This is a genomic window from Anaerobacillus sp. QJM3NY_17, from assembly GCF_056173665.1.
This window is the reverse complement of record NZ_CM149685.1, coordinates 3,430,995-3,455,483: the sequence shown is the minus strand read 5'-3', so window position 1 is coordinate 3,455,483 and position 24,489 is coordinate 3,430,995. Positions and strand designations below refer to the sequence as shown.

The 24,489-nt window shown below is 40.3% G+C and carries 23 protein-coding genes and 1 riboswitch; of the genes, 21 read left to right on the top strand and 2 right to left on the bottom strand.

Annotation, left to right across the window (positions count from 1 at the left end):
* Positions 1–377: 377 nt before the first annotated feature.
* The 9 genes from AC0VYV_RS17900 (at position 378) to AC0VYV_RS17860 (ending at position 9,513) form a co-directional block, all read left to right on the top strand.
* Positions 378–710, top strand: a complete 333-nt coding sequence (locus tag AC0VYV_RS17900; protein WP_194218955.1) for a hypothetical protein — start codon at positions 378–380, stop codon at positions 708–710.
* Between the two features lie 45 nt (positions 711–755).
* On the top strand, positions 756–1,031 hold the full coding sequence (locus AC0VYV_RS17895; protein WP_194218956.1) for a YusU family protein: 276 nt from the start codon (positions 756–758) through the stop codon (positions 1,029–1,031).
* Between the two features lie 439 nt (positions 1,032–1,470).
* Entirely contained in the window at positions 1,471–2,385 is a 915-nt protein-coding gene (locus AC0VYV_RS17890; protein ID WP_194218957.1) for a proline dehydrogenase family protein, read from the top strand.
* A gap of 186 nt (positions 2,386–2,571) precedes the next feature.
* A complete protein-coding gene (locus AC0VYV_RS17885) occupies positions 2,572–4,968 on the top strand; it encodes a 3-hydroxyacyl-CoA dehydrogenase/enoyl-CoA hydratase family protein (protein ID WP_475367905.1) in 2,397 nt (798 codons plus the stop codon).
* 19 nt (positions 4,969–4,987) lie between these two features.
* Complete coding sequence (locus tag AC0VYV_RS17880; RefSeq protein ID WP_475365743.1) at positions 4,988–6,163, top strand: acetyl-CoA C-acetyltransferase; 1,176 nt, start codon at positions 4,988–4,990, stop codon at positions 6,161–6,163.
* Positions 6,164–6,193: 30 nt separating this feature from the next.
* On the top strand, positions 6,194–7,978 hold the full coding sequence (locus tag AC0VYV_RS17875; protein WP_194218960.1) for an acyl-CoA dehydrogenase family protein: 1,785 nt from the start codon (positions 6,194–6,196) through the stop codon (positions 7,976–7,978).
* A gap of 272 nt (positions 7,979–8,250) precedes the next feature.
* Positions 8,251–8,610, top strand: coding sequence for an arsenate reductase family protein (locus AC0VYV_RS17870; RefSeq protein WP_475365742.1), 360 nt, complete (start codon positions 8,251–8,253; stop codon positions 8,608–8,610).
* A gap of 101 nt (positions 8,611–8,711) precedes the next feature.
* Positions 8,712–9,101, top strand: coding sequence for a glycine cleavage system protein GcvH (gene gcvH, locus AC0VYV_RS17865; RefSeq protein ID WP_194218962.1), 390 nt, complete (start codon positions 8,712–8,714; stop codon positions 9,099–9,101).
* Positions 9,102–9,264: 163 nt separating this feature from the next.
* Positions 9,265–9,513 carry a YusG family protein gene (locus tag AC0VYV_RS17860; protein ID WP_194218963.1) on the top strand — a complete coding sequence of 83 codons (249 nt, stop codon included), beginning with the start codon at positions 9,265–9,267 and terminating at the stop codon, positions 9,511–9,513.
* 219 nt (positions 9,514–9,732) lie between these two features.
* On the opposite strand, the gene AC0VYV_RS17855 is transcribed toward AC0VYV_RS17860, so the two are convergent.
* Entirely contained in the window at positions 9,733–10,236 is a 504-nt protein-coding gene (locus AC0VYV_RS17855; RefSeq protein WP_475374053.1) for a peroxiredoxin family protein, read from the bottom strand.
* A gap of 139 nt (positions 10,237–10,375) precedes the next feature.
* On the opposite strand from AC0VYV_RS17855, the gene AC0VYV_RS17850 reads away from it, so the two are divergent.
* The 5 genes from AC0VYV_RS17850 to AC0VYV_RS17830 all read left to right on the top strand — a co-directional run bounded on the left by AC0VYV_RS17850 (position 10,376) and on the right by AC0VYV_RS17830 (position 14,138).
* Positions 10,376–10,903: a TraR/DksA C4-type zinc finger protein gene (locus AC0VYV_RS17850; protein WP_194218965.1), complete on the top strand. Its 528-nt coding sequence runs from the start codon at positions 10,376–10,378 to the stop codon at positions 10,901–10,903.
* A gap of 153 nt (positions 10,904–11,056) precedes the next feature.
* The gene (locus tag AC0VYV_RS17845) at positions 11,057–11,389 is read left to right on the top strand and encodes a toprim domain-containing protein (RefSeq protein ID WP_475374052.1); all 333 of its coding nucleotides are present in this window, start codon (positions 11,057–11,059) and stop codon (positions 11,387–11,389) included.
* A gap of 69 nt (positions 11,390–11,458) precedes the next feature.
* Positions 11,459–11,776 (top strand): thioredoxin family protein, encoded by a 318-nt coding sequence (locus tag AC0VYV_RS17840; protein ID WP_475365740.1) that lies wholly within the window; start codon positions 11,459–11,461, stop codon positions 11,774–11,776.
* 337 nt (positions 11,777–12,113) lie between these two features.
* Positions 12,114–12,878 (top strand): RNA polymerase sigma-I factor, encoded by a 765-nt coding sequence (gene sigI, locus AC0VYV_RS17835; protein ID WP_430241070.1) that lies wholly within the window; start codon positions 12,114–12,116, stop codon positions 12,876–12,878.
* Between the two features lie 21 nt (positions 12,879–12,899).
* A complete protein-coding gene (locus tag AC0VYV_RS17830; protein ID WP_475374051.1) occupies positions 12,900–14,138 on the top strand; it encodes an anti-sigma factor domain-containing protein in 1,239 nt (412 codons plus the stop codon).
* 75 nt (positions 14,139–14,213) lie between these two features.
* Here AC0VYV_RS17830 and AC0VYV_RS17825 read toward each other — a convergent pair whose 3' ends face one another.
* A complete protein-coding gene (locus tag AC0VYV_RS17825) occupies positions 14,214–14,639 on the bottom strand; it encodes a TlpA disulfide reductase family protein (RefSeq protein ID WP_430246971.1) in 426 nt (141 codons plus the stop codon).
* 213 nt (positions 14,640–14,852) lie between these two features.
* A riboswitch (SAM riboswitch) is annotated at positions 14,853–14,963 on the top strand.
* Between the two features lie 150 nt (positions 14,964–15,113).
* Between AC0VYV_RS17825 and metX the strand changes: the two genes are divergently transcribed.
* The 7 genes from metX to AC0VYV_RS17790 all read left to right on the top strand — a co-directional run bounded on the left by metX (position 15,114) and on the right by AC0VYV_RS17790 (position 24,477).
* On the top strand, positions 15,114–16,202 hold the full coding sequence (metX, locus tag AC0VYV_RS17820) for a homoserine O-acetyltransferase MetX (RefSeq protein ID WP_430246972.1): 1,089 nt from the start codon (positions 15,114–15,116) through the stop codon (positions 16,200–16,202).
* 1 nt (position 16,203) lies between these two features.
* Complete coding sequence (locus AC0VYV_RS17815) at positions 16,204–17,502, top strand: O-acetylhomoserine aminocarboxypropyltransferase/cysteine synthase family protein (RefSeq protein ID WP_430246973.1); 1,299 nt, start codon at positions 16,204–16,206, stop codon at positions 17,500–17,502.
* An 869-nt stretch (positions 17,503–18,371) separates the two neighbouring features.
* Positions 18,372–19,277: a branched-chain-amino-acid transaminase gene (gene ilvE / locus AC0VYV_RS17810; protein WP_430246974.1), complete on the top strand. Its 906-nt coding sequence runs from the start codon at positions 18,372–18,374 to the stop codon at positions 19,275–19,277.
* A gap of 373 nt (positions 19,278–19,650) precedes the next feature.
* Positions 19,651–21,372: an acetolactate synthase large subunit gene (ilvB, locus tag AC0VYV_RS17805; RefSeq protein ID WP_408962576.1), complete on the top strand. Its 1,722-nt coding sequence runs from the start codon at positions 19,651–19,653 to the stop codon at positions 21,370–21,372.
* Positions 21,369–21,890 (top strand): acetolactate synthase small subunit, encoded by a 522-nt coding sequence (gene ilvN / locus AC0VYV_RS17800; RefSeq protein WP_194218971.1) that lies wholly within the window; start codon positions 21,369–21,371, stop codon positions 21,888–21,890. The genes ilvB and ilvN overlap by 4 nt, the downstream gene beginning before the upstream one ends.
* A gap of 33 nt (positions 21,891–21,923) precedes the next feature.
* Positions 21,924–22,949 (top strand): ketol-acid reductoisomerase, encoded by a 1,026-nt coding sequence (gene ilvC, locus AC0VYV_RS17795; RefSeq protein WP_475372848.1) that lies wholly within the window; start codon positions 21,924–21,926, stop codon positions 22,947–22,949.
* The gene (locus AC0VYV_RS17790; protein ID WP_430246976.1) at positions 22,936–24,477 is read left to right on the top strand and encodes a 2-isopropylmalate synthase; all 1,542 of its coding nucleotides are present in this window, start codon (positions 22,936–22,938) and stop codon (positions 24,475–24,477) included. The genes ilvC and AC0VYV_RS17790 overlap by 14 nt, the downstream gene beginning before the upstream one ends.
* Positions 24,478–24,489 lie beyond the last annotated feature (12 nt).

Genomic DNA, 24,489 nt, shown 5'->3' with positions numbered 1-24,489 from the left:
CTCCAAGATGGTCCGAGCTTGATATCCTTCTATTATAATAGGTATGATGTTGCAAATCATGTATGAGTGTGTCGAGAAGAAGCTTAATGAATGAGAAATTTCCATGTTTGTACCGGGGTACTTGTCCAGCCACAAAGTTAAAAGAAACATAAGATAAATTAAAGAGTGAGGTCAGGTCCCCCCTCTGTATATACTCACTCTTTGTGACCCATTGTAGAGTCAGAATTTATTCTGACTCTTTTTTTTGGCTATGTTAGATAATGCATGTATAATAGCCTATTGATTCGGATCAAAGCGCATGAAATGAGTGCATTCCACTTTCGGCCCTCTATCAGAGCAGTTTGCTTTCGAATCTTGTAAAGAAGGGGGAATCAACCTTGCTTGAAATTATCGAAATAGGAACAAATGAGCATGGAAGAGAGCTGACGATTCGAGAGCTGATTAAGAAACTTGAAGAACATCCTCTTGATCCTGCATTTGAACAAAGTGGAAATTTTATTTTTCCTTATCAGCCAGTCCGTGATGCAAAACGATATGCTGGTTGCAGAGCATTTTTTGGCGACTTCGCGATGATATCATGCCGTTTCTTTATTGTGACGGATGAAAAGGTACTTATAGAAGAGTTGATAAAGGCAATTAAAGAAAATCAAGAACGCATTGATTATGGAAGGTTAAGAGAAGTTCAGGTGAACGGTCGAGTATCCCATTAATTATGCTATAATCAGGATATTCTGCTAGTGATTGGAGTGAATGAAATGAGTCTTGAAACACTTCAGGAACAAGTCGATGGATTGATGGATAAATACACCGAGCTTCTCCTTGGAGATACGAGCCCTGAGCTGAAGGAAAAAGTGAAGCTATGGGCGATGTACACGCATCTTTCAAAAACGATGCCTCCTCTTGCGAAACATTGGAATCAAACGTATCCTGATGCGAAGGATGCCATGAAAGAGCTAGTGACCGAAATCAAAACTATGAACGAAGAGCATCGTAAAGCCCAACAGGATAACCAGAAAGAATCAGATAAGTGAAACCAGGACTTCCCTGGTTTCTTTTTTTTTGGCTACATTAACGAACGTTTTTGATTTTAGCTTATTCGAGAATCAACCATTTAAGCTAATATAGGATTTTGTTTCATTTCAGAAGCTCATCCCTTGAGAAATGAGGTGATTGTTAAGAAAAAAGGTTATGAAAATAGATGAGAAGAGAAGTATCCGATTTTGTAACATTTAAATATACTATTTTAAGTTCCAGTTTTTTTCGTGAAGAGCGGGGTATAGAATACTAATTCAAGTAAATATTTAAAAAAATTTATTACGGAGAAAATCTATCAAAAATAGACTAAACGACAGCATATCATGGTAGAATAGCATTAAAGGCGAAATATGGCGGTATTTGATACTATATGCCGATTTTCTCCACTATATATTTTTTTAGACGTTTTGTATGCGTTTACATGGAGGGGTTATGATGGAACAAGTAATGCGTAATTTCTTTTTATACATGGGGAAGAATAAAGTAGCTACAAAAGTAGCGAAACGGTATGGTATGCGCTTTGGAGCTAGCCGGTTTGTAGCCGGTGCGTCTCTTAATAGCTCTGTAAATGCTATTAAGAAACTAAATGAAAAGGGACTTTCTGTTACAATCGATCATCTTGGTGAATTTGTAGATAACGCCGCTGAGGCTGATGAAATGACAAACCACTGTATTGAAGCAATTGAGCGAATTGCAGCAGAAAATCTTGATTCTCAGCTTTCTCTTAAACTCACATCAATGGGGTTAGACATTGATTACGATATGACGATGAAAAATATGCGCCGAATTCTTGAAGCTGCTGATCAGCACAATGTCTTTGTTACGATTGATATGGAAGATTTCGAGAGGTGCGGAAAAACAATAGAGATTTTTACTAACCTAAAGAGGGAGTATACGAACATTGGTACAGTTCTTCAAGCCTACTTATACCGCGTAGCTGAAGATGTAGAAAAGCTGAACGATCTATCTCCAAATCTTAGACTTGTTAAAGGTGCTTATAAAGAGTCACCAAAAGTCGCATTTCCGGATAAAAAGGATGTCGACGAGAATTTCAAAAAAATCATTAAAATGCACTTATTGAATGGAAATTACACAGCCATTGCGACCCATGATGATCGCATCATTGAATACACAAAGAAGCTCGTAGAGGAATACAATATCCCCCGTTCTCAATTTGAATTTCAAATGCTATATGGTATTTGTGTAGATAAACAAGATGAGCTCCTTAAAGAAGGTTTCAAAATGCGTGTCTACGTACCCTATGGAAAAGACTGGTATGGATATTTTATGAGAAGACTTGCTGAGAGGCCTGCAAACGTAGCTTTCGTCCTTAAAGGAATGATGAAATAGTGAAAAGCGGACGAATGTCCGCTTTAAAATAAGCTTTGTTTAAATTTATAAAATTTTGTCAAAAAAATCCGTGTGATATATTGCTAAATTTCAGAATATATTTTATAGTATAGACAGAGGAAATGATCTCGCTCTTTTTTTTGAATTAAAAATGAATGAGCATTCATTCAACAGAGGAGGTTCGCTATGACACGTAGCATTCATAAAGTAGCTGTATTAGGAGCAGGAGTAATGGGATCAGGCATTGCCGCCCACCTGGCGAATGTAGGAATTCCAAGTTTGCTATTGGATATTGCACCAAAGGAACCGAATGAAAAGGAAAAAGTCAAAGGACTTACACTCGCTGACCGTTCTGTCAGAAATAGACTTGCGGCAGAAGCGATTGAGAAACTTAAGAAACAAAAACCGGCACCGCTTTCTAAGAAAGATCACATTCAATTAATTGAAGCGGGAAATATGGAAGACGATATGGAGCGCTTGCAAGAAGTTGACTGGATCATTGAAGTTGTTGTCGAAAACCTGGAGATCAAGAAAAAAGTATATGAAAAAGTAGATGAATATAGACGACCTGGAACCATTGTTAGTTCGAATACTTCCGGTATTTCCGTAGAAGCAATGGCTGAAGGTAGATCAGAAGATTTTAGGAAGCACTTCCTTGGTACGCACTTTTTTAACCCACCAAGATATTTAAAGCTTCTTGAAGTGATTCCAACGAAAGACACGGATCGAGACGTCCTTTCCTATATGAAAACATTTGGTGAAGATACTCTCGGCAAAGGTGTCGTAGAAACGAAAGACACGCCAAACTTCATTGCCAATCGAATTGGAACTTATGGCCTGCTTGTCACAGTTAGAGAAATGATGAATCGCGGCTTTTCAGTTGGAGAAGTAGATTCTGTAACTGGCCCAGCAATCGGCCGTCCAAAAAGTGCAACGTTTCGAACACTTGATGTAGTTGGACTTGATACGTTTATTCACGTAGCGAACAACGTTTTTGAACAGGTTGAAGGTGATGAGAAAGAAGTATTCCGGATTCCTGAATTTATGCAACAGATGAAAGAAAAAGGCTGGATTGGAGCAAAGGCAGGTCAGGGCTTTTTCATAAAACAAAAAGGGGCAAAAGGAAGCGAAATTCTAGAGTTAAATCCATCTACGCTTGAATATGAACCACGACAGAAATTAAAAACAGCTTCTGTTGAGGCAAGTAAACAAGCGAAGTCAAAAGCGGATAAACTGAAAGCGCTTGCTTACGCGAATGACCGCGCAGGTGAATTAATTTGGAACATCATGAAGCCTGTTTTGCTTTACTCTGCTGAGAAAACCTATGAAATTGCTGATGATATCGACGCCGTCGATCGTGCCATGAAATGGGGCTTTGGATGGGAAATGGGTCCTTTTGAAACGTGGGATGCTCTTGGAGTTGAGAAATCAGTGGCTCGAATGAAGGAAGAAGGTGAAACGATTCCTGAATGGGTTGATCAAATGCTTGCCTCAGGGCAAACGTCTTTCTATAAGCAGGAAGGTGCCACTCAATCTTTCTACCATAATGGTGAGCAAAGAGTAGTGGAGGAAAGCAAGAAAATTATCCACCTTAAAGGATTAAAAGCGCAAAATCGCGTGATTAAGAAAAATACTGGAGCAACGCTTCTTGATCTTGGAGATGGGGTTGCAGGCCTTGAATTCCATTCCCCAAACAATGCAATTGGAATGGATATTCTCCAGATGATTAATGAAGCCGTTGATGAAACGGAGAAAAACTTCGAAGGACTTGTGATTGGAAACCAGGGCAAAAATTTCTGTGTTGGTGCCAACGTCGCGTATATGTTAATGGAAGCTCAAGATGATAATTTCTTTGAAATCGAAATGGTTGCAAGGAAGTTCCAACAGTCCATGGCACGTATTCGCTACTCTCAAAAACCAGTCGTAGCAGCGCCGTTTCAGATGACGCTTGGCGGTGGGGCAGAAGTGTGTATGCCAGCAGCTTCCATTCAAGCTTCTTCAGAAACATATATGGGCCTCGTAGAAGTAGGTGTTGGCTTGATTCCAGGTGGAGGCGGAAATAAAGAACTTTATATGCGTCAGCTAGAGCAAACGCCTCCAGGAGTTAATGTTAACTTAACTGATATTGCAGCCAACGTTTTTGAAACGATTGCGATGGCGAAAGTTTCAACATCAGCTCATGAAGCAATGGAACGAGGATTCATTCGACCTCAGGATGGTATTAGTGCTAACGCGGATCACGTTCTTCATGATGCAAAGGAAAAAGTACTTTTCCTTGCTGAACAAGGCTATCAGCCACCTGTTGCTAAAAAGATCCCAGTTGCTGGAGAAGCAGGTTATGCTGCAATGCTAATGGGAGCGAAAACGATGAAATGGAGCGGTTACCTGTCCGATCACGATTTAACGATTGCGACCAAACTTGCTCACGTCATTGCGGGCGGAAAAGTAAAAGAAGGAACATTAGTCGATGAGCAGTATCTTCTGGATCTTGAGCGTGAAGCGTTCCTCAGCCTGCTAGGAGAGCCAAAAACGCAAGCAAGAATGCAGCATATGTTACTTAAAGGAAAACCGCTGCGCAACTAGTATGGAGGAGGGAAGTTTGATGAAAGAAGCAGTTATTGTATCCGGTGCTAGAACACCTGTTGGAAAAGCAAACCGTGGAACGCTTGCCAATATGCGTCCAGATGATCTTGGAGCACTTACCGTTAAGGAAACGTTAAAGCGTGCCGGCGGTTATGATGGTGAAATAGATGATGTGATTATGGGATGCGCTATTCCTGAAGCTGAACAAGGGCTGAATGTAGCTAGAATGATTGGAGCTAGAGCAGGTCTTGCTGAGACGGTTCCAGCCATTACAATCAACCGATATTGTTCTTCAGGTTTACAGAGTATCGCTTATGCTTCAGAACGCATAATGCTTGGCCAATCCGGTGCCATATTGGCTGGTGGAGTGGAATCGATGAGTCTTGTGCCGATGGGCGGTCATGTAATAAAGCCCAATCCTGCTCTTGTAGAAGAAAAACCTGAATATATTATGGGAATGGGACACACAGCGGAAGAAGTCGCACGTCGCTTTGAGATTAGCAGAGCAGATCAGGATGCTTTTGCACTAAGGAGTCATCAGCGTGCAGCTCAGGCAATCAAAGATGGGAAGTTTCAGGATGAAATTGTTCCGATCGAAGTAACGAAAAGATGGATTGATGAGAAAAACAAATTACAGGAAAAGAAAGTTCTTTTCTCACAGGATGAAGGTGTTCGGGCAGATACGTCACTTGATGTTCTCGGTAAGTTACGTCCAGTATTTAATGTTAGAGGCTCTGTGACCGCCGGAAATTCATCACAAACAAGTGACGGAGCAGCAAGTGTTCTCGTCATGGATCGAGAAAAAGCTGAAAGTGAAGGCTTAGCGCCTATGGCTAAGTTCAGATCATTTGCTGTTGCTGGTGTAGCACCCGAAATAATGGGAGTCGGACCGGTTGAAGCGATTCCTAAAGCTCTTCGACTCGCTGGACTTGAGCTATCTGATATTGGGTTATTCGAATTAAATGAAGCTTTTGCATCACAATCTCTTCGCGTCATTAGAAAGCTTGGACTTGATGAAGACAAAGTGAATGTAAATGGTGGAGCGATTGCACTTGGTCATCCACTTGGATGTACAGGGACGAAGTTAACCTTAAGCTTAATTCATGAGATGAAACGCCGCGGAGAACAATTTGGCGTTGTGACGATGTGTATTGGCGGAGGAATGGGCGCTGCTGGAGTGTTTGAAATTCTTTAAGAGCAACGAAAACAAGGGAGGAAAACAAGCATGTCTAATACAATGAACAAAACGGTTAAAGGTGCAAGCTTCTTGATTGAAGATCAAAAGGCAGAAGATATTTTCACACCGGAGGATTTTTCAGATGAGCATGTCATGATGGGGAAAACAACGGAAGACTTTGTAGTAAAGGAAGTCGTTCCAGCGCTTGATAAAATTGAGAATCATGAATTTGAAATTTCACGGAAGCTTCTCGAAAAAGCTGGTGATCTCGGACTTCTTGGAGCGGACGTCCCAGAAGAATACGGCGGTCTTGGCCTTGATAAAATCAGTTCATCTGTTATTACTGAGAAATTCGCTCGTGCTCGTTCGTTTTCCCTAAGTTATGGCGCCCATGTTGGAATCGGTTCTCTACCTATCGTCTTTTTCGGAAACGAAGAGCAGAAGAAAAAGTATCTTCCAGGTCTTGCGTCAGGAGCTACAATTGCTGCTTATGCTTTGACTGAGCCTGGTTCAGGTTCTGATGCTCTTGGGGCTAAAACCACAGCTAAGCTCAATGCTGAAGGAACACACTATCTTCTAAGCGGTGAAAAGCAGTGGATCACGAACTCCGCTTTCGCAGATGTATTCATTGTCTATGCAAAAATTGATGGCGAACATTTCTCTGCTTTCATTGTTGAGCGGGATTCCAAAGGTCTTTCAACTGGTCCCGAAGAAAAGAAAATGGGCATCAAAGGCTCTTCTACAAGAACATTGATTCTTGAAGATGTAGCCGTGCCAAAAGAAAATTTACTAGGAGAAGCAGGTAAAGGGCACATCATTGCGTTTAACATCTTGAACGTTGGTCGCTATAAGCTAGCAGTAGGTACTATTGGTGGAATGAAGCGTTCGATCGAACTTTCCGCTAAGTATGCTTTAGAGCGTAAGCAGTTTAACACGCCAATTGCAAAGTTCTCTCTCATACAAGAGAAACTGGCGAATATGGCAGTAGCAACATACGCGACAGAAAGTTCTACTTACCGCACAGGAGGTCTTTTTGAGCAGAAGTTAGGAAAGCTTTCGGATGAAGAACAAAAAGACGGAGCGAAAGTCGCAGAAGCAATTGCGGAGTATGCAATTGAGTGTTCACTAAATAAAGTGTTTGCTTCAGAGGCGCTAGATTATGTTGTAGATGAGGCAGTACAAATTCACGGTGGATACGGCTTTATGTCTGAATATGAAGTTGAGAAAATGTACCGTGATTCTCGTATCAATCGTATTTTTGAAGGAACGAATGAAATCAACCGCCTTCTAGTTCCAGGCACGCTTGTCCGTAAAACAATGAAAGGCGAGCTTCCATTCCTTGAAAAGGCTACTGCACTTCAAGAAGAGCTCATGATGTTAACGCCACAAGAAATTGGTGATGCACCTCTTGAACAGGAAAAGCATCTCGTTAAGATGGCAAAGAAGATTATGCTTATGACTGCAGGTACAGCTGTTCAAAAATATGGCAAGGCTCTTGATAAAGAACAAGAAGTTTTATCAAACATGGCAGATATCGTAAGCGAAATTTACTCTATGGAATCAGCCGTACTTCGCACAGAGAAAGCGATTAATAAAACTGGTGCAGAAAAGCAACAAAATAAACTTCTTCTAACACAAGTTTTCTGTCAGGAAGCTTTCAACCGTATTGAAGCTCATGCTAAAGAGACTTTGGTTGCCGTCGAAACAGGCGATTCACTTCGCATGATGATATCTGCTCTTCGTAAACTATCACGTTACACGCCAATTAATGTTATTGCGAAGAAACGTGAAATCGCTGCAAGCATTCTTGAACAACAGCGTTTTACGGTTTAATAAGCTATCATCGCTATACTAATGTAAAATAACAATTTGAATTGGTCATAACCGGTAGGATCGTAACTAATTTCCAAACCATGTTCTCTATTGTCCCTCCAGAAATGGGGGGATTTTTTTCTCTTAATTAGGAAAAATAGTGAGTGGAATAATGAAAGGATTTTGTTAATAGATGACGAAATTTACTTTTAGGTGCATCTGTATTTGTCCAACTCCTCTCATGTGGTAAACTAACGTTATAATCACTTGAGTGTCTTTAAGGAGGAACAGATTTGCCCATTACATTCTATGCATATCCCAAATGTGGTACATGCCGTAAAGCGAAGAAATGGTTCGAGCAAAACGATATTGAAGTAAATGAAGTACACATCGTCGAAAATCCGCCCTCAAAAGATGAGTTAGCTGTCCTGCTTAATTATAGCGGCTTACCAATTAAGAAATTCTTTAATACGAGTGGGCAGAAATATCGAGAGCTTGGATTAAAAGATAAGGTCGCTACATCGACTCAAGACGAATTGCTTGAAATCCTTGCTTCTGATGGGATGTTAATCAAACGTCCAATCGTAACTGACGGAGAAAAAGTTACTGTTGGGTTTAAAGAGGATGTATTTGAGGAAACATGGAAACGATAAAATAGTTGCTTAATTAATAATAACTATTATACGATAGTTATTGTAAATAATATTGACTACTAACCTTTATTAAGAGGAATTATTTCAGGGAGGAATTACTAATGAACTTACCAAAAGATTTTCGCTACTCAGAAGAACACGAATGGGTGCAAGTACAAGAAGACGGAAACATCCGCATCGGTATTACAGACTTCGCACAATCAGAACTTGGAGATATCGTTTTTGTTGAGCTTCCAGAAGAAGGCGACACGATTGAATCTGACGAGCCGTTCGGTAGCGTGGAATCTGTAAAAACTGTTTCTGAGCTATACGCACCAATCTCAGGCAAAGTTCTTTCTGTCAATGAGGATTTAGAAGACAGCCCTGAATTCGTTAATGATTCACCATACGAAAAAGCATGGATGGTCGTTGTAGAACCTTCTGAGCCTTCTCAAGTAGAAGAACTAATGACAGCTGAAGCATACGAAAAAATGGTAAGCGAAGACGAATAAATCAGTCATTCATTTTATAGCTCTCCATTGCTAGTCGAATTATGAGCGTAAAAGTCCACTCATCATCGTAAACTCTTATTAATGAATGTGTTTCCTAATTTCAGTCATAGAATGAATACATGATGGCTTTACGGAATGACACAATAAAGAGGGGATGATACCAATGATTGAGACACCTCGCCCAATGCAAAGAATCGACGTTACTCGAAAGGTATATGGTAAATTTGATCAACAAGCGATGAACTTGTTTATGGACAAGGAAAGAATTGGCCGTATCTTATTCTCAGATCAAGGAAATCAATATGAGTTTCTTGAAGGATTTGAGATGGAGCAAAACAAAATTTATCATTACGAACAAGTAATCGAGCAAAATGGAAGGTATGTAGAAGACTGCGACCTCGGCTGGTGTTAATAAGAAAAGCGAATACGCTCGTTAAGGCCCGACAAGCACTGGAACCTTATGATTCGAACACGCTCTTTGTGTTCAAATCATAAGGAGAAGTGATCGAGGGACTGAGCGTAGTAGCTGGACAAGAAAAGCGAATACGCTCGTTAAGGCCCGACAAGCACTTCTCTTCTAACGCCAACGACTTTATTACTGCAAAAAAACCGGCCAAATGGCCGGTCTTTTTTATGCTTTGTTTTTGCGAATATATTTAATCGTTGTGATTAGACCATCAGCTGACGGTCTTCCAAATGGGCTTGACTGTAAATATTGCGCCATTAATTTGCCGTTCTCATCGATAAGAAAGATGGCAGGCTCTCCATGCTCACCGTGATCTTCATAAGGGTCGTCTTCTCGATGCATCATAACGCCAAAGGAGTCAATTGCCGCATTCTCTTTGTCACTTAGTACTGGGAACTCGAGGTTATGCTTTTCTTTCATTTTTCTAAGAGATTCTAAGCTCTCTTTTGCAATTGCAATTGGATGGACGTCTAACTTTCTAAAAGCACCTAGATGCTCTTGAAGCTCTTCTAATTGCTCATTACATACAGGGCACCATTCTCCTCTGAAAAATACGAGCATATGCCAACGCTTGTCTTCCTTTTGGTGCTGTTCAAATTGAAACAGTTCACCTTCTGTATTAATTAACGAAAAGGATGGTACTTCCTGTCCAAGTTTTAACTTTGCCATTATGACCACTCCAATCTTTAATCTTATTGATTTATTTCCACCAGTTGAGCATGATAAAACATAATTGTGTGGTTTAGTGTGAGTAGGGTAAAGGGAAAATAGGTACTGGAAAAGAAAATGACCTATGGAGGGAATTACTATGGCTTTGTCGAAACAAGAATTACAGCATTTTAAAAAACAATTATTAGATCAAAAGAAAGATCTTTTAGATGGTGGTGCAAGTCACCGAGATGAAAATGCCGCACTATCTGAGGAAACAGGAGAATTAACATCGTACGACAATCATTTTGCTGATATGGCTTCTGAATTGGATCAACGCGAGAAAGATATTACACTAGAAGATGCAGCTAGAGAACGACTAAGCTTAATTAATACAGCACTTGATCGTATTCGAGAAGGTAATTACGGAATATGTGTGGATACTGGTGAAGAAATTGATAAAGAACGGCTTGAAGCCATTCCTTATGCAATACGTACCAAAGAAGCACAAGATCAATTGGAAGAGGCCAAAGACAGCAATAGACCGGATGATGAGGCTACATTTGAAACGTCAGGCAATAGAGTCGATGATCGCCTTCGCACAGTAGATGATCTTCAGAATGAACACGGTAATTCAACATCTGAAACATATTTAGAAGAGGACGATCCTGATCAAGACAATGATTAACAAAGCTGTCATTCATCTGGCTCAATGAGTAGCTGTTGTATCTAACACTTCAAAATGAATAAATTAAATCATATGCCTTGAAACGAAATGCTTCAACTACCATATGCTATAGTAAATGAATTGATACGACAGCTTGAAATGGAGCGTTGTGCCATGACTGATAAAGTAATTATTGTAGAAGGAAAGACAGATAAAGAACAGTTAATGAGAGTGTTAGATGAGCAAGTGGAGATTATCTGCACTTATGGAACGATTAGTTTTGACAGGTTAGAAGAACTTAGTGAAGAGCTTGAGGAGAAGGATGTATATGTTCTTGTAGATGCTGATGATGCCGGTGAGAAATTAAGACGGCAGCTTACACAAGAAATTCCACATGCCGAACATCTCTACATTACAATGCTTCATCGTGAAGTAGCAGAAACACCTATAAATTATTTAAATAGGATTTTAAGGGCGGCGAAATTTAAAGTAGTGACCGTCCAATAATCAAGAAATGAGCGAAAAGGAAGCTTAACGAAGCTTCCTTTTCGCTCTTACATAGAATGGGGTATTAACATGCAAGACATAACCGATGAATCCATGGTTAGTGAACTTTTACAAAAGGAAGGCACTGTTTTTTTCTTTTACACGCCTTTTTGTCAGACGTGTAAAATTGCAGAGCGAATGTTACAAATTGTTTCGAGCTCTAAAGGGGTTGAATCACATATCTACTCATGTAATTTAAATTATTTTCCTTGGGTAGCGGAAACACTTAAAATACAAAGTGTACCTGCATTAACAGTTATTAGGGAGAAGGGCGGAAATAACACCCTTTTTGCCTTCGAATCAGTCGTAACTGTGGATGCATTTCTTAGTGAACACAAATTCGTTTGATGAAATTTGACCAATTTATCGTTATTTTCTGGTTTTAGAAAATCGCTTCAAGACGGGCTTGAATGAATACGCAATTCGCTGAAAATTAAGCAAGATTAATAATGATAAATTAATATAACAGGAAGTAAAGAAACAGTAACATTGTCATAAAATTGTATTTTCGTTCATGCTGATTGAATGGTATAACTGAATAGAGTCACCTTTCCGATGTTTGATACGAATGGTGACGCATTTTTATTTTAATTACTAATTTAGAATTCTCAAACTAAAAACATCTAAGAATCCAACCCGAGAAGCAATCAATTAGAAATTGACTGCAAGATGAGAGGTGTATAACATGACAACCATTTCAATCAGCACAATGGGAAATTTCGCAAATCATAAAGAAAATAAAAAAGATAATATTACATTAGAAGATAAAATTGATAGTATACAAAACGGAAACCAGTTATTAAGAAACCAGCTATTAGAAGATTACCAACCGTTTATTAAGAAAATCACGTCCAAAGTTTGTAATCGTTATATCAATCATTCGATGGATGAGTTCAGTATCGGACTTTCAGCTTTTAACGAAGCGATGGATCAGTTTCGAAAAGGACAAGGAAGTAGATTTTTAACCTTTGCTGATATGGTGATTAGAAGAAGAGTCATCGACCATATCCGTAAAGAAGCAAGACAAAATAAGTATATTTATCTTGAGCCTGAGGAACTTGATGAGGAAGGCCGACTAGAAGATAGTTTTGCAGAACAGAAAGCTGCACTTGATGTATACGAAATGGACAGACAGCGTGAAGTAAGAATGTATGAAATTGAGGAATACGAACAATTGTTGAAGAAATTTAGCATTACGTTTAAAGTTCTGAGCAAAAACTGTCCTAAACATATTGATGCAAGAGAAAATGCAAAGATGATTGCGCAATTGATTGCTCAAGATGACATTCTTTCAAGTTATTTGCTAGAAAAAAAGCAGCTCCCTATAAAAGATTTGCTAGCGCTCGTTACATGCAGTCGAAAAACGATTGAACGTAATCGAAAGTATATAATAGCAGTGGCGTTAATTCATCTGGGTGGATTTAATGCGCTGAAATCATATATACAGTAGTTGAATTAAGGGGGCCAGGGGATGAAAAATGGGGTCATAATGGACATTCGTGGACGTAAAGCGGTTGTATTAACACCCGATGGGGAGTTTACTACGATCAATTTGAAGCGAAATCATACGTTAACAATCGGCTCTGAAATTAAACTTACACCAAAACCATTAAACAAGAAAAAAGGTTATTTTACCCCCTCTATGCCCACCCTGGCCGGTATGGCAGCAATTTTGTTATTAGTTGTAATCGTGACAGGTGTGATTCCTGTTAGACAAAATGACGCAGTTGCGGCCTATGTAAGCTTTGATATCAATCCAAGTATTGAGGTTGGAGTCAACTCCGACCTTGAAGTTGTTCAATATCAAGCGTGGAATTCGGACGGTGAAGGGTTAAACTTAGATCAAGAGGTAACGAACATGCCTCTAAGCGAATTTGGAGGGCTCCTAGTCTCGAAACTCGACAAAGAGGGGTATCTAACAGAAGATAGAAAACTGCTTATTGTCGCCTCAAATGTAGAGAAGAAAGAGCGTTATCAGGCGATTAAGGATCAGCTTGAGAATACGATTCAAGGAATAGAACAGAATGAAGCATTAGTCAATCAAGCAGTTGCTATTACAACCATACTTGATACTGACTATAGTACTCGAGCAAAAGCTATAGAAAATGGGATAACACCAGGAAAATATATGACTTATCTTGCTGCTGTTGATCGGGGAGCTACGTTATCAATAGAGGATGTACGGAATTTGTCTGTCAAAAACATGGATGAATTAGAGACCGAAAGCATGACCGCAGTGGAATCAAAGTCGAAAGATCGCTCTTTGGAGCTAGAAGATTCTGTCGTCCAGTTGAACGATAAGACGGTACCTAATCAGAATCGAGAAGATAGTGATTTAGTTCTTCAGGAGCCTGAGCAAAGCTCTTCTGATAAGGTTGAAAAGGTGGAGAAAGAACAAAAGGACACGCCTTCAGAACAAGAAACCAGCCCGTCAGATCAAACTGAAGACTCTAAAGATAACAACAAAGTGCAAAAAGATAAAATAGAGAAAAACGAAGACAAATCTAATTCTATAATAGCTAAAGAACAAGACAAAGAAAAAAAGAAAGCTGAAAAAGTAAACGAGAAAATAGAGAAATCTCAGGAAAAATCGGATAAAAAAATAGAAAAAGCTCAAGAAAAAGAGGATAAAAAGGACAAAAAGAAAGACGAAAAGCAGGATAAAGACAAGAAAGACAAGAAAGACAAGAAAGATAAAAAAGACAAATAACGCAACATGCTATTATTTATTTTATTTTCATTATTTTAAGCCAGAGGGATCCCTCTGGCTTTTTTTATGGTGTGTTTATTTTGATGTCATGATGTCGGGCAATGCCTTTGCGATATCAAGAAATGATGATTTGTCATCAAACACATGTGCGATTTGATGATCTTGATTAAGCAATACAGTTGTTGGGACACCTGTACAACCAAATTTGTCGTAAGTTTCTCGTCCACTGTCTTGTAAAACGAGGAAAGGAAGATTGTTTTTGATCGTGAAATCTTTACCGGCTTCTTCTGACCGTTCACGACCTGTCACGTTAATTGTTAAGAATGCTAATGTATCAGTATCTGCATGCTGGTAGAACTGTTCTTTCATCGGTAAATCTTTCATACAATCGGGGCACCAGGAAGCCCAGAATGTAATCATAACTGGTTTCCCCCTGAAGTCCGTTAAGCTGATGATTTCTCCGCTTTGTACTTCTTCTAACGCAAAGGACGGCGCTTGCACTATCAATCACCTCTTCAAAATTATTCTAAGGCTACTTTATCAAAAATTCGATTCTAATCAAACTTAATACACTGTAGGCTCTGTTTCACGATAATTTGGATTAACTTAGACATTCTTTAAAAAAATGAAAAGAATGATAATTCCGAAAAAGTGTTTGACACTAATGCGCCACCTTGCTAAAATAAACTCAATTAAACAAAAACAAAATATTCTTACTTATCTAGAGAGGCGGAGGGACTGGCCCTATGAAGCCCGGCAACCGTCAAACCAATTGTGGTTTGAAAAGGTGCCAAATCCTGCAGGAGAAATCCTGAAAGATAAGCGGAGCTGATGAATAAATCAAGCCTCTCTGTCTTTCGGAGAGGTTTTTTTATATTGAAGCGACGTTTTCTTATAGCATTGGTTCTAGATTTATGGCTCATTATTATAGCCTTAATGAATAAAGACGGATTGCTCGAAAGGGGTGATAGGGGTTTGGAAAGTGAGACGAGATACGAAGCTCAGAACGTATTGATTGGATCGTTCACACTTGAGTCGGGCGAGACGCTACATGAAGTAGAACTCGCTTATGAACGCGTTGGACCAGAAGACGCTCCCGTTATTCTTGTCTGTCATGCATTAACAGGAAATCAATATACAATTGGTGATTCGGAGCCCGGCTGGTGGAAAGGATTAATAGGAAAGGATGGCTATATCGATACTTCCGAATTTCAAGTTATAACGTTTAACGTTCTTGGAGGATGTAACGGTTCTACAGGACCGCTATCGATTAATCCAGTCACCAGAGAACAGTATAAAGCGGACTTCCCATTTGTTTCAGTGAGAGATATGGTGCACTCACAGAAAAAGGCACTTGAAGTGTTAGGTATCGATCACCTTCATGCTGTGATTGGTGGATCACTTGGAGGAATGCAGGTTCTTGAATGGGGTGCCCTTTACCCAGATGGAATGGAGCATCTGATTCCACTTGCAGTAACTCCAAGCTTAAATACGTATGGAATAGCTTATAACGCGATTTCTAGATTTGCTATTACAAACGATCCTGATTGGAAGGATGGATACTACGATCCTCATCACCAGCCAACATCGGGGCTTGCAACTGCAAGAATGATCGGTATGATTTCTTATCGGACAGATGAAATGTTTCAAAAAAAATTCGGTCGAGCGGCGATCGAAACTTCAGAAGAAAATCATAAAGAAGCACAGTACGAAGTGGAATCTTATTTACACTATCAAGGAAATAAGCTTGTAAGCCGATTTGATGCAAATAGCTATTTGTATTTATTAAGGGCAATGGACACACATGATATTAGTAAAGGGCGAGGTAATCTTATATCCATCATCAAGAACATTAAAGCGAGCATTCTTGCTATTGGATTTAAAGGGGATTTAATCTATCCTCCAGAAGATTTAGAAAAATTGTTTGCTCAAGCTCATTCTTCTCCGTTTTATTTAATCAACACGAAATTTGGTCATGATGGATTTCTCGTTGAGTTTGATAAATGGGGACCGCTTATAAAGGAACAAGTAACATTAACTAAAAATATCGAAGGAGTGAAGTGAAATGGCAGAGAAAAAATATAATTTGGAGACAATTGGAATTCATGGAGGTTTACAAGCTGATCCAGCTACAGGCGCAAGGGCTCTACCGATTTATCAATCGAATGCTTATCGATTTAATAATACTGATCACGCAGCCGATTTATTTGCCTTAAAGGAAGAAGGGTTTATCTATTCGCGCATCGGCAACCCTACAGTCGGTACACTTGAAGAACGTATTGCTCAACTAGAAGGTGGTGTTGGAGCACTAGCTCTTGCAAGTGGTATGGCTGCCATTACAACTGCCATTCTAAATGTAGCCAATAGCGGAGACGAAATTGTATCTGCTTCGACTTTATACGGTGGAACGTATAACCTCTTTTCTGCTACACTTCCGAAATACGGAATAAAGACCAATTTTGTTGATCCAGAAGATCTGGAATCATTTAAATCAGCCATTACTCCAAATACGAAAGCTATTTTTGCAGAAACGATAGGCAACCCGGGTCTACATGTATTAGATATTGAAAAAGTAGCAGATATTGCACATGAAGCTGGAATCCCACTTATTATAGACAATACATTTGCTACTCCGTATCTTTGTAGACCAATTGAGCATGGAGCAGATATCGTCGTTCATTCCGCCACAAAATGGCTTGGCGGAAACGGGTCCACAATGGGAGGGATTATTGTCGATGGTGGTAAATTTGATTGGAATTCACCTAAGTTCCCGGGCTTCACCGAACCCGATCACACGTACCATGGCATAGTATTCGCAGAAGCGCTACCCGAAGCCGCGTATATCGTGAAAGCAAGGGTCCAGCTCCTAAGAGATACAGGTGCTGCGCTTAGTCCATTTAACGCTTTTCAAATTGCCCTAGGTGTAGAAACACTCCATGTTCGTATGAAAGAGCACATTGCAAATACTCGAAAAATCGTTTCTTACTTAAAAGATCATCCGGCAGTTGAGTGGGTGAGCTATCCTGAAGATGAGGATCACGTATCGAATCAATTGGTGCCAAAGTATCTACCTAAAGGCGCTGGAGCTGTCGTCGTATTCGGAATAAAGGGAGGACGCGAAACCGGAGCAGGAATCATTAATTCAGTTGAACTTTGGTCTCATGTAGCGAACGTGGGAGACGCGAAAAGTTTAATTATTCATCCTGCTAGCACGACCCACCAGCAGCTAAGTGCGGAAGAGCTAACAGCTTCCGGTGTGCGAGATGACCTCATTCGTTTATCTGTTGGAATTGAACATATTGATGATTTAATTGCTGACCTGGATCAGGCCATTGCAAAAGCAAAAGTTGAAGCTAACGTATAATTCAGCACTAAAGCTCTCTTCCATTTGAAGAGAGCTTTTTTTAGTTTAGCAGTTTTTTACTTCATTAAGTCTAATGTTGAATGAGAGACTAAGATGGCTAGTCTTCAAAGCTCATCATATATACACATGACAACTGTAAATAAACATACAGAAAGAAAGCTTACCTTTTTGGTGATGCAATGGTCAATTACGAAAGAGGACTAAGCCGTTTGGTCGTTCCTAGTTTAATCTTTTTCTTTTCAATAAGTAAATCGAGTCGTGATTTTTTCTACTATGCTTTTTCATAAAAACGAGAGCTTCGCTATGATGCTACTCATTGAGATAGGTTTGTTGTTTCATTCAATTCGTATCAAATTGGATAAAATAATTAGAACAATCCAGGTTTATACTTGAATGAGTTATAGCTCAGTATAGGAATTCTCACAGAAGATAGCACTGCGTATGGCGTTGGCAGGTGTAAAGTATATAAGATATATTTAAAATTTTTTGGGAATGGTTTAAAGATCAGGAGAGGGCTTGGCCAAGAAAAGGTACAGATGGATCCAGATCTTTCTTTTAAATTTCCTTGTCATAAAACAACTAAAACTGTAAGCGTTTTATTGAATTTATAATTAAAAATTTTTCGTGTGATTAAATCTCACGCATACCAACGTTGTAAGCGTTTCCAAATAGATTGATATATCGAAATTATCAAAAAACTTATATTTTAGGTGTTGACCTTAAGTCCAAACCGGCGTAATATAATCCTCAATTAAACAAAGTATTCAAATAACTCAAACACACAATTAGGACCCCGGATTACGTTGGTCCTATCATTAAACACTAACGCTTTACTGCGTCTACTTAACAAACAGAAAGGAGTGAACAAGGTGAGTGAACAGTGGATCTACCTTAACGGAGAATTTGTGAAGAAAGAAGATGCCAAAGTATCTGTATACGATCATGGTTTTCTCTATGGCGATGGGGTATTCGAAGGAATTCGCATGTATGACGGAAATGTCTTTCGATTAGAACATCATTTACAACGGCTTTATGATTCAGCTCATTCAATTATGCTTAAAATAACGCACACTATGGAGGAAATGACCGCCATTATTGTGGAAACGCTGAAGAAAAACAACCTTCAGGATGCCTATATCCGCATTGTTGTATCACGCGGAGTTGGGAACCTGGGACTTGATCCTTTCACATGTAAGGAACCTCAAGTGATCGTTATTGCAGAATCACTAGCCTTGTTCCCTAAGCGATTATATGAAACAGGAATTGATATTGTAACGGTAGCAAGTAGAAGAAACCGATCGGATGTCTTAAGTCCGAAGGTTAAATCGCTCAACTATTTAAATAACATTCTTGTAAAAATCGAAGCGAATTTAGCTGGTGTCAGCGAAGCTCTAATGTTAAATGATCAGGGATATGTCGCTGAAGGATCAGCTGATAATATATTCATCGTAAAAGGCAATGTGATCAAAACACCGCCTGGATATGTTGGTGCATTAGAAGGAATTACGCGAAATGCCATTATGGAATTAGCAAGACAAAAGGGATATGACATGAGAGAAGAAACTTTCACACGTCATGATGTCTATGTTGCAGATGAAGTGTTCCTAACTGGAACAGCTGCTGAAGTTATTGCGGTCGTAAAAGTAGATGGTCGAGAAATTGGTGAAGCAAAGCCGGGTAAAACGACGAACGAGTTGCTTGGAGCATTTCGAGATATCGTCACTGTCGATGGTGTCAGTGTTTACCCTTCAAAACGAGACGTTCAAGCAGGATAATTCTTACAAAATAAATATCAATAATCGATGACGAGGCAAAAGAAACAGGAATTGGTATTAACCAGAGAGCCGGTAGTGGTGGAAGCCGGTATTACCCCCTGTATCGACATCCCCTCCGAGTGCTGATCTGAATCAAGTAACATAGGATCAGCCAAGTGTTCTAAAAACACTTGTTATCAAAACGAGCAGTTTGCTCATGAGGCGGCATCTTTTTGTCGCAAAGTAGGGTGGTACCGTGAAGTCTTTTCGCCCCTATGGACCGTAAAAAAAGCGGCGTAGGGATGAGAAGGCTTTTTTTTATTAGTAATAAACAGTGAAATACGCAAACCCGTTATCGAACGGAGGCGTGCAACACAATAAAGCATTGGAGGGTATGAATATGCGGGCGAAGGCTAAACCAGAAGCCGAAGCGGTAACAGCGGAAATGACCGGGGCAGACGTATTGATTGACTCTTTAAAAAAAGAAAATGTTGAAGTTCTCTTCGGATATCCGGGAGGAGCAGTTCTTCCGATCTATGATGCACTTTATCGATCGCCAATTAAACACATTCTCTCAAAGCATGAACAAGGTTCCATTCATGCGGCTGAAGGATATGCGAGGGTTAGTGGGAAACCTGGTGTAGTTATTGCAACATCAGGTCCAGGAGCAACAAACCTCGTAACGGGGATTACAGATGCCATGATGGATTCATTACCACTGGTTATCTTCACTGGGCAGGTTGCAAGTACGGTGATTGGTACAGATGCCTTTCAAGAAGCAGATATTATGGGAATTACAGCACCAATTACAAAACATAATTATCAGGTGCGTGACGTTCAGGATCTACCAAGAATTATTAAAGAAGCGTTCCATATTGCAACAACAGGACGTCCCGGTCCAGTTCTAGTTGATATCCCTAAGGATGTGGCGAACAAAACCATTTCACCCGGCTATGATTCTACTATTCATCTACCCGGCTATCAGCCAACTTTCTCGCCAAACATTTTGCAGATCAAGAAGCTCGCGGATGCGGTTGGTGCAGCAAAGAAACCGGTGATTTTAGCTGGAGCTGGTGTTCTCCACGCGAATGCAGGAAAAGAACTCGTCGCTTTTTCTGAGAAGCATCGCATTCCAGTCATCAATACATTACTTGGTTTAGGAAGCTACCCTGGCAATCATCCTCTATTCCTTGGAATGGGAGGAATGCACGGAACGTACACAGCGAATATGGCACTTTATGAATGTGACTTGTTAATTAGCATTGGTGCACGATTTGATGATCGATTAACAGGTAACCTTGACCATTTTGCCATTCATGCAACGGTTGCTCACATCGACGTTGATCCTGCAGAAATTGGGAAAAACGTTCCTACTCAGATTCCAATCGTATCTGATGCAAGAGAGGCATTGAAGAAGCTTCTAGATATTGATTCACCAGTTCCAGATACAGAGGATTGGCGTAAGGTGCTAACTCAAAATAGTGAAGATTTCCCACTTTGGAAGAAAACATCTTCAACGGAATTTCTTCCACAGCGAGTAGTTGAACTCGTGCATGAATACACGAAGGGAGACGCTATTGTTACGACGGACGTTGGTCAACATCAAATGTGGGCGGCTCAGTACTACGCATTTGCAGATGCCAACCGATGGGTAACATCTGGTGGACTTGGCACGATGGGCTTTGGTTTCCCTTCCGCGATTGGAGCACAGCTCGCATTCCCTGAACAAACGGTTGTGGCTCTTACAGGAGACGGGGGATTTCAGATGACATTACAGGAGCTATCGACTCTGCAAGAGTTAAACCTTCCTGTGAAAGTAGTCATCATGAACAATCAGACGCTTGGAATGGTGAGGCAGTGGCAGGAAGCTTTTTATGAAGAACGCTATTCTCAATCCCTTATACCTGTACAGCCAGATTTTGTGAAGCTTGGTGAAGCTTACGGTATCCAATCTTTTAAAGTAACCAATGAAGAAGAAGCAAAAGTTGTTTTTGAAGAAGCCTTTTCTCACCGAGATCCAGTTTTGATCGACTGTAGAGTAGCTGGAAAGGAAAATGTATATCCAATGATTGCACCTGGTAAAGGGCTTCATCAGATGATTGGGGTGAAACCATGAAACGAATCGTAACTGCAACAGTGATTAACCAAAGTGGTGTTCTAAACCGCATTACGGGGTTGATGACCAAGCGGCAATTTAACATTGAAAGCATAACGGTTGGTCATACCGAGACAGAAGGGGTATCCAAAATGACCTTTGTCGTTAATGTCGACGGTGATGCGAAGATTGAGCAGCTGATCAAACAGCTCAATAAGCAGATTGATGTTTTGAAAGTAACTGATATAACGGATCAAGCTATCGTTGTCCGAGAATTAGCGTTAATTAAGGTGATAAGTAACGCCCAAATTAGAAGTGAGATTTCAGGAATTATTGAGCCGTTTAGGGCTTCTATCATCGATGTCAGTCGAGAGAGCATTACCGTACAAGTAACGGGTAACTCCGACAAAATTGAAGCGATTCTAGACCTTCTTAGGCCATATGGCATTAAGGAAATGGTTCGAACAGGTATAACGGCTTTCCCAAGAGGAAGTCAAAAGTCAGTAACAGATTTGAAGCAGTATTCCATTTTAAATTAACTAATAAACCTAAATATGAAGGGATGAATGAAAATGGCAAAAGTATACTATAACGGTGATATCAACGAGGGAATGCTAAAAGGAAAGAAAATCGCAGTAGTTGGTTACGGATCTCAAGGTCATGCGCATGCACTAAATCTTCGCGAGAGTGGTTTTGATGTAACAGTCGGCTTACGTAAAGGGCGTTCATGGAATCAAGCAGAGGAAGATGGTTTTGATGTAAAAACAGTAAAGGAAGCAAGTGATGAAGCAGATGTTATCATGATTCTTCTTCCAGATGAGTATCAGCCTGAAGTGTACAAAGAGGAAATCGAACCAGGTCTTCGTGCTGGAAATGCGCTAGTCTTTGCTCACGGGTTTAACGTTCACTTCAATCAAGTTGTACCCCCATCAGATGTGGATGTTTTCCTTGTTGCTCCAAAAGGACCTGGACACCTTGTAAGAAGAACATTTGAAGATGGTGCAGGGGTTCCAGCACTATTCGGTGTTTATCAGGACGTATCTGGTAACGCAAAAGAGCTTGCACTAGCTTATGCAAAAGGAATCGGCGGTGCTCGTGCTGGGGTACTTGAAACATCCTTCAAAGAAGAAACTGAAACAGATCTTTTTGGTGAACAGGCGGTCCTATGTGGCGGATTATCCTCACTAGTAAAAGCTGGATTTGAAACGCTCACGGAAGCGGGATATCAACCAGAAGTCGCTTACTTCGAATGTTTGCACGAGCTAAAGCTTATTGTTGACTTGATGTATGAAGATGGTATTGCTGGTATGCGTTATTCGATCTCTGACACAGCTCAGTGGGGGGACTTCGTATCTGGACCACGTGTTGTTGATGCTGATACAAAAGCGCGTATGAAAGATATTCTTGAAGATATCCAAACAGGTAAATTTGCGAAGGGCTGGATCCTAGAAAATAAACTAAATCGTCCAGAATTCCACGCGATCAACGAGAAAGAGAAGAATCATCCAATCGAGCAAGTAGGAAAAGAGCTTCGTGCGATGATGCCATTCGTGAAACCAAAATCAAAGAAGGAAGTGGTTGCCAGTGCGAAAGATTAATGTATTCGATACAACGCTTCGTGACGGAGAACAGTCAGCCGGAGTCAATCTGAATGCATTAGAGAAGCTGGAAATCGCGAAGCAGCTTGAGAGACTTGGAGTCGACATTATGGAAGCAGGCTTTCCTGCTGCTTCCAAAGGTGACTTCCAGGGTGTGAAGAACATTGCTGATACTGTAAGGGATGTATCCGTTACTGGTCTTGCGAGAGCGAATATGAAAGACATTGATGCAGCATGGGATGCTTTAAAAGGTGGCGCTGATCCAAGACTTCATGTTTTTCTTGCAACGTCTCCCATTCATATGACTCACAAGCTAAAGAAGACGCCTGATGAAGTAGTTGAAACAGCAGTTGAAGCAGTGAAGTATGCCAAGAAATTTTTCCCGAAAGTGCAGTGGTCAGCAGAAGATGCTTGCCGCTCCGACCGCTCCTTTCTTGCAAAGATTATTAAAGAAGTGATTGATGCAGGAGCATCTGTCATTAATATTCCAGATACAGTTGGATACAGAAGTCCACAGGAATACGGAGAACTGTTCACTTATTTGCGAAACAATGTTCCGAATATTGAGGGCGTTGATCTTTCTGCCCATTGCCATAATGACCTAGGGATGGCGGTAGCGAATTCCCTAGCTGCGATTGAATGTGGCGCGACTCAAATAGAAGGAACGATTAATGGTATTGGAGAACGCGCTGGTAACGCAGCAATTGAGGAAGTTGCCGTTGCGCTTCGAATTCGCAATGATTTCTACCAAGCAGAAACAGGATTGAAGCTTGATGAAATTAAACGAACAAGCAACCTTGTCAGCAAGCTTACTGGCATGGCGGTTCCTGGTAATAAAGCAGTTGTTGGGGCGAATGCTTTTGCTCATGAATCAGGCATTCACCAGGATGGAGTATTAAAAGAAAAAACAACCTATGAAATTATTAGTCCACAGCTTATCGGTGTTCAGTCGAATAGTCTTGTTCTTGGAAAACACTCTGGCCGTCACGCCTTCAGAGATAAAGTGAAGGATTTAGGCTTTGAACTTGACGAAGCGAAGATTAATGAGGCATTTGCAGACTTTAAAGATCTTGCTGATAAGAAGAAGCAGGTTACGGAAGATGACCTTTTCGCATTGTTAACTGATATTCAAACAGATGAATTTGTTGATAAATATGAGATTCATAGTATTCAAGTACAGTATGGAACTGCAAACATTCCGACGGCTACTATTTCAATTGAGAAGCCTGATGGAACCATGATTCAACAAGCTGGAACAGGATCGGGTAGTGTAGAAGCGATCTATAACACGCTTGAAGCAATGATTCCTGGCACACTTCAGCTTCAGGACTATCGAATTAATTCCGTCGGTGGTGGAAGAGATGCTCTTGCTGAAGTTCATGTGCGAGTCATGTATAACGGGGTTGAGTCGAATGGTCGCGGCACAGCGCAGGATGTTCTTGAATCTTCCGCTATTGCTTACTTGAATGCAGTGAATCGCGTTCTTGCTCGTGAAAGCTATCAAGTTAATAAAAAAGCGCACGTCTAACAGGGAGGTTAG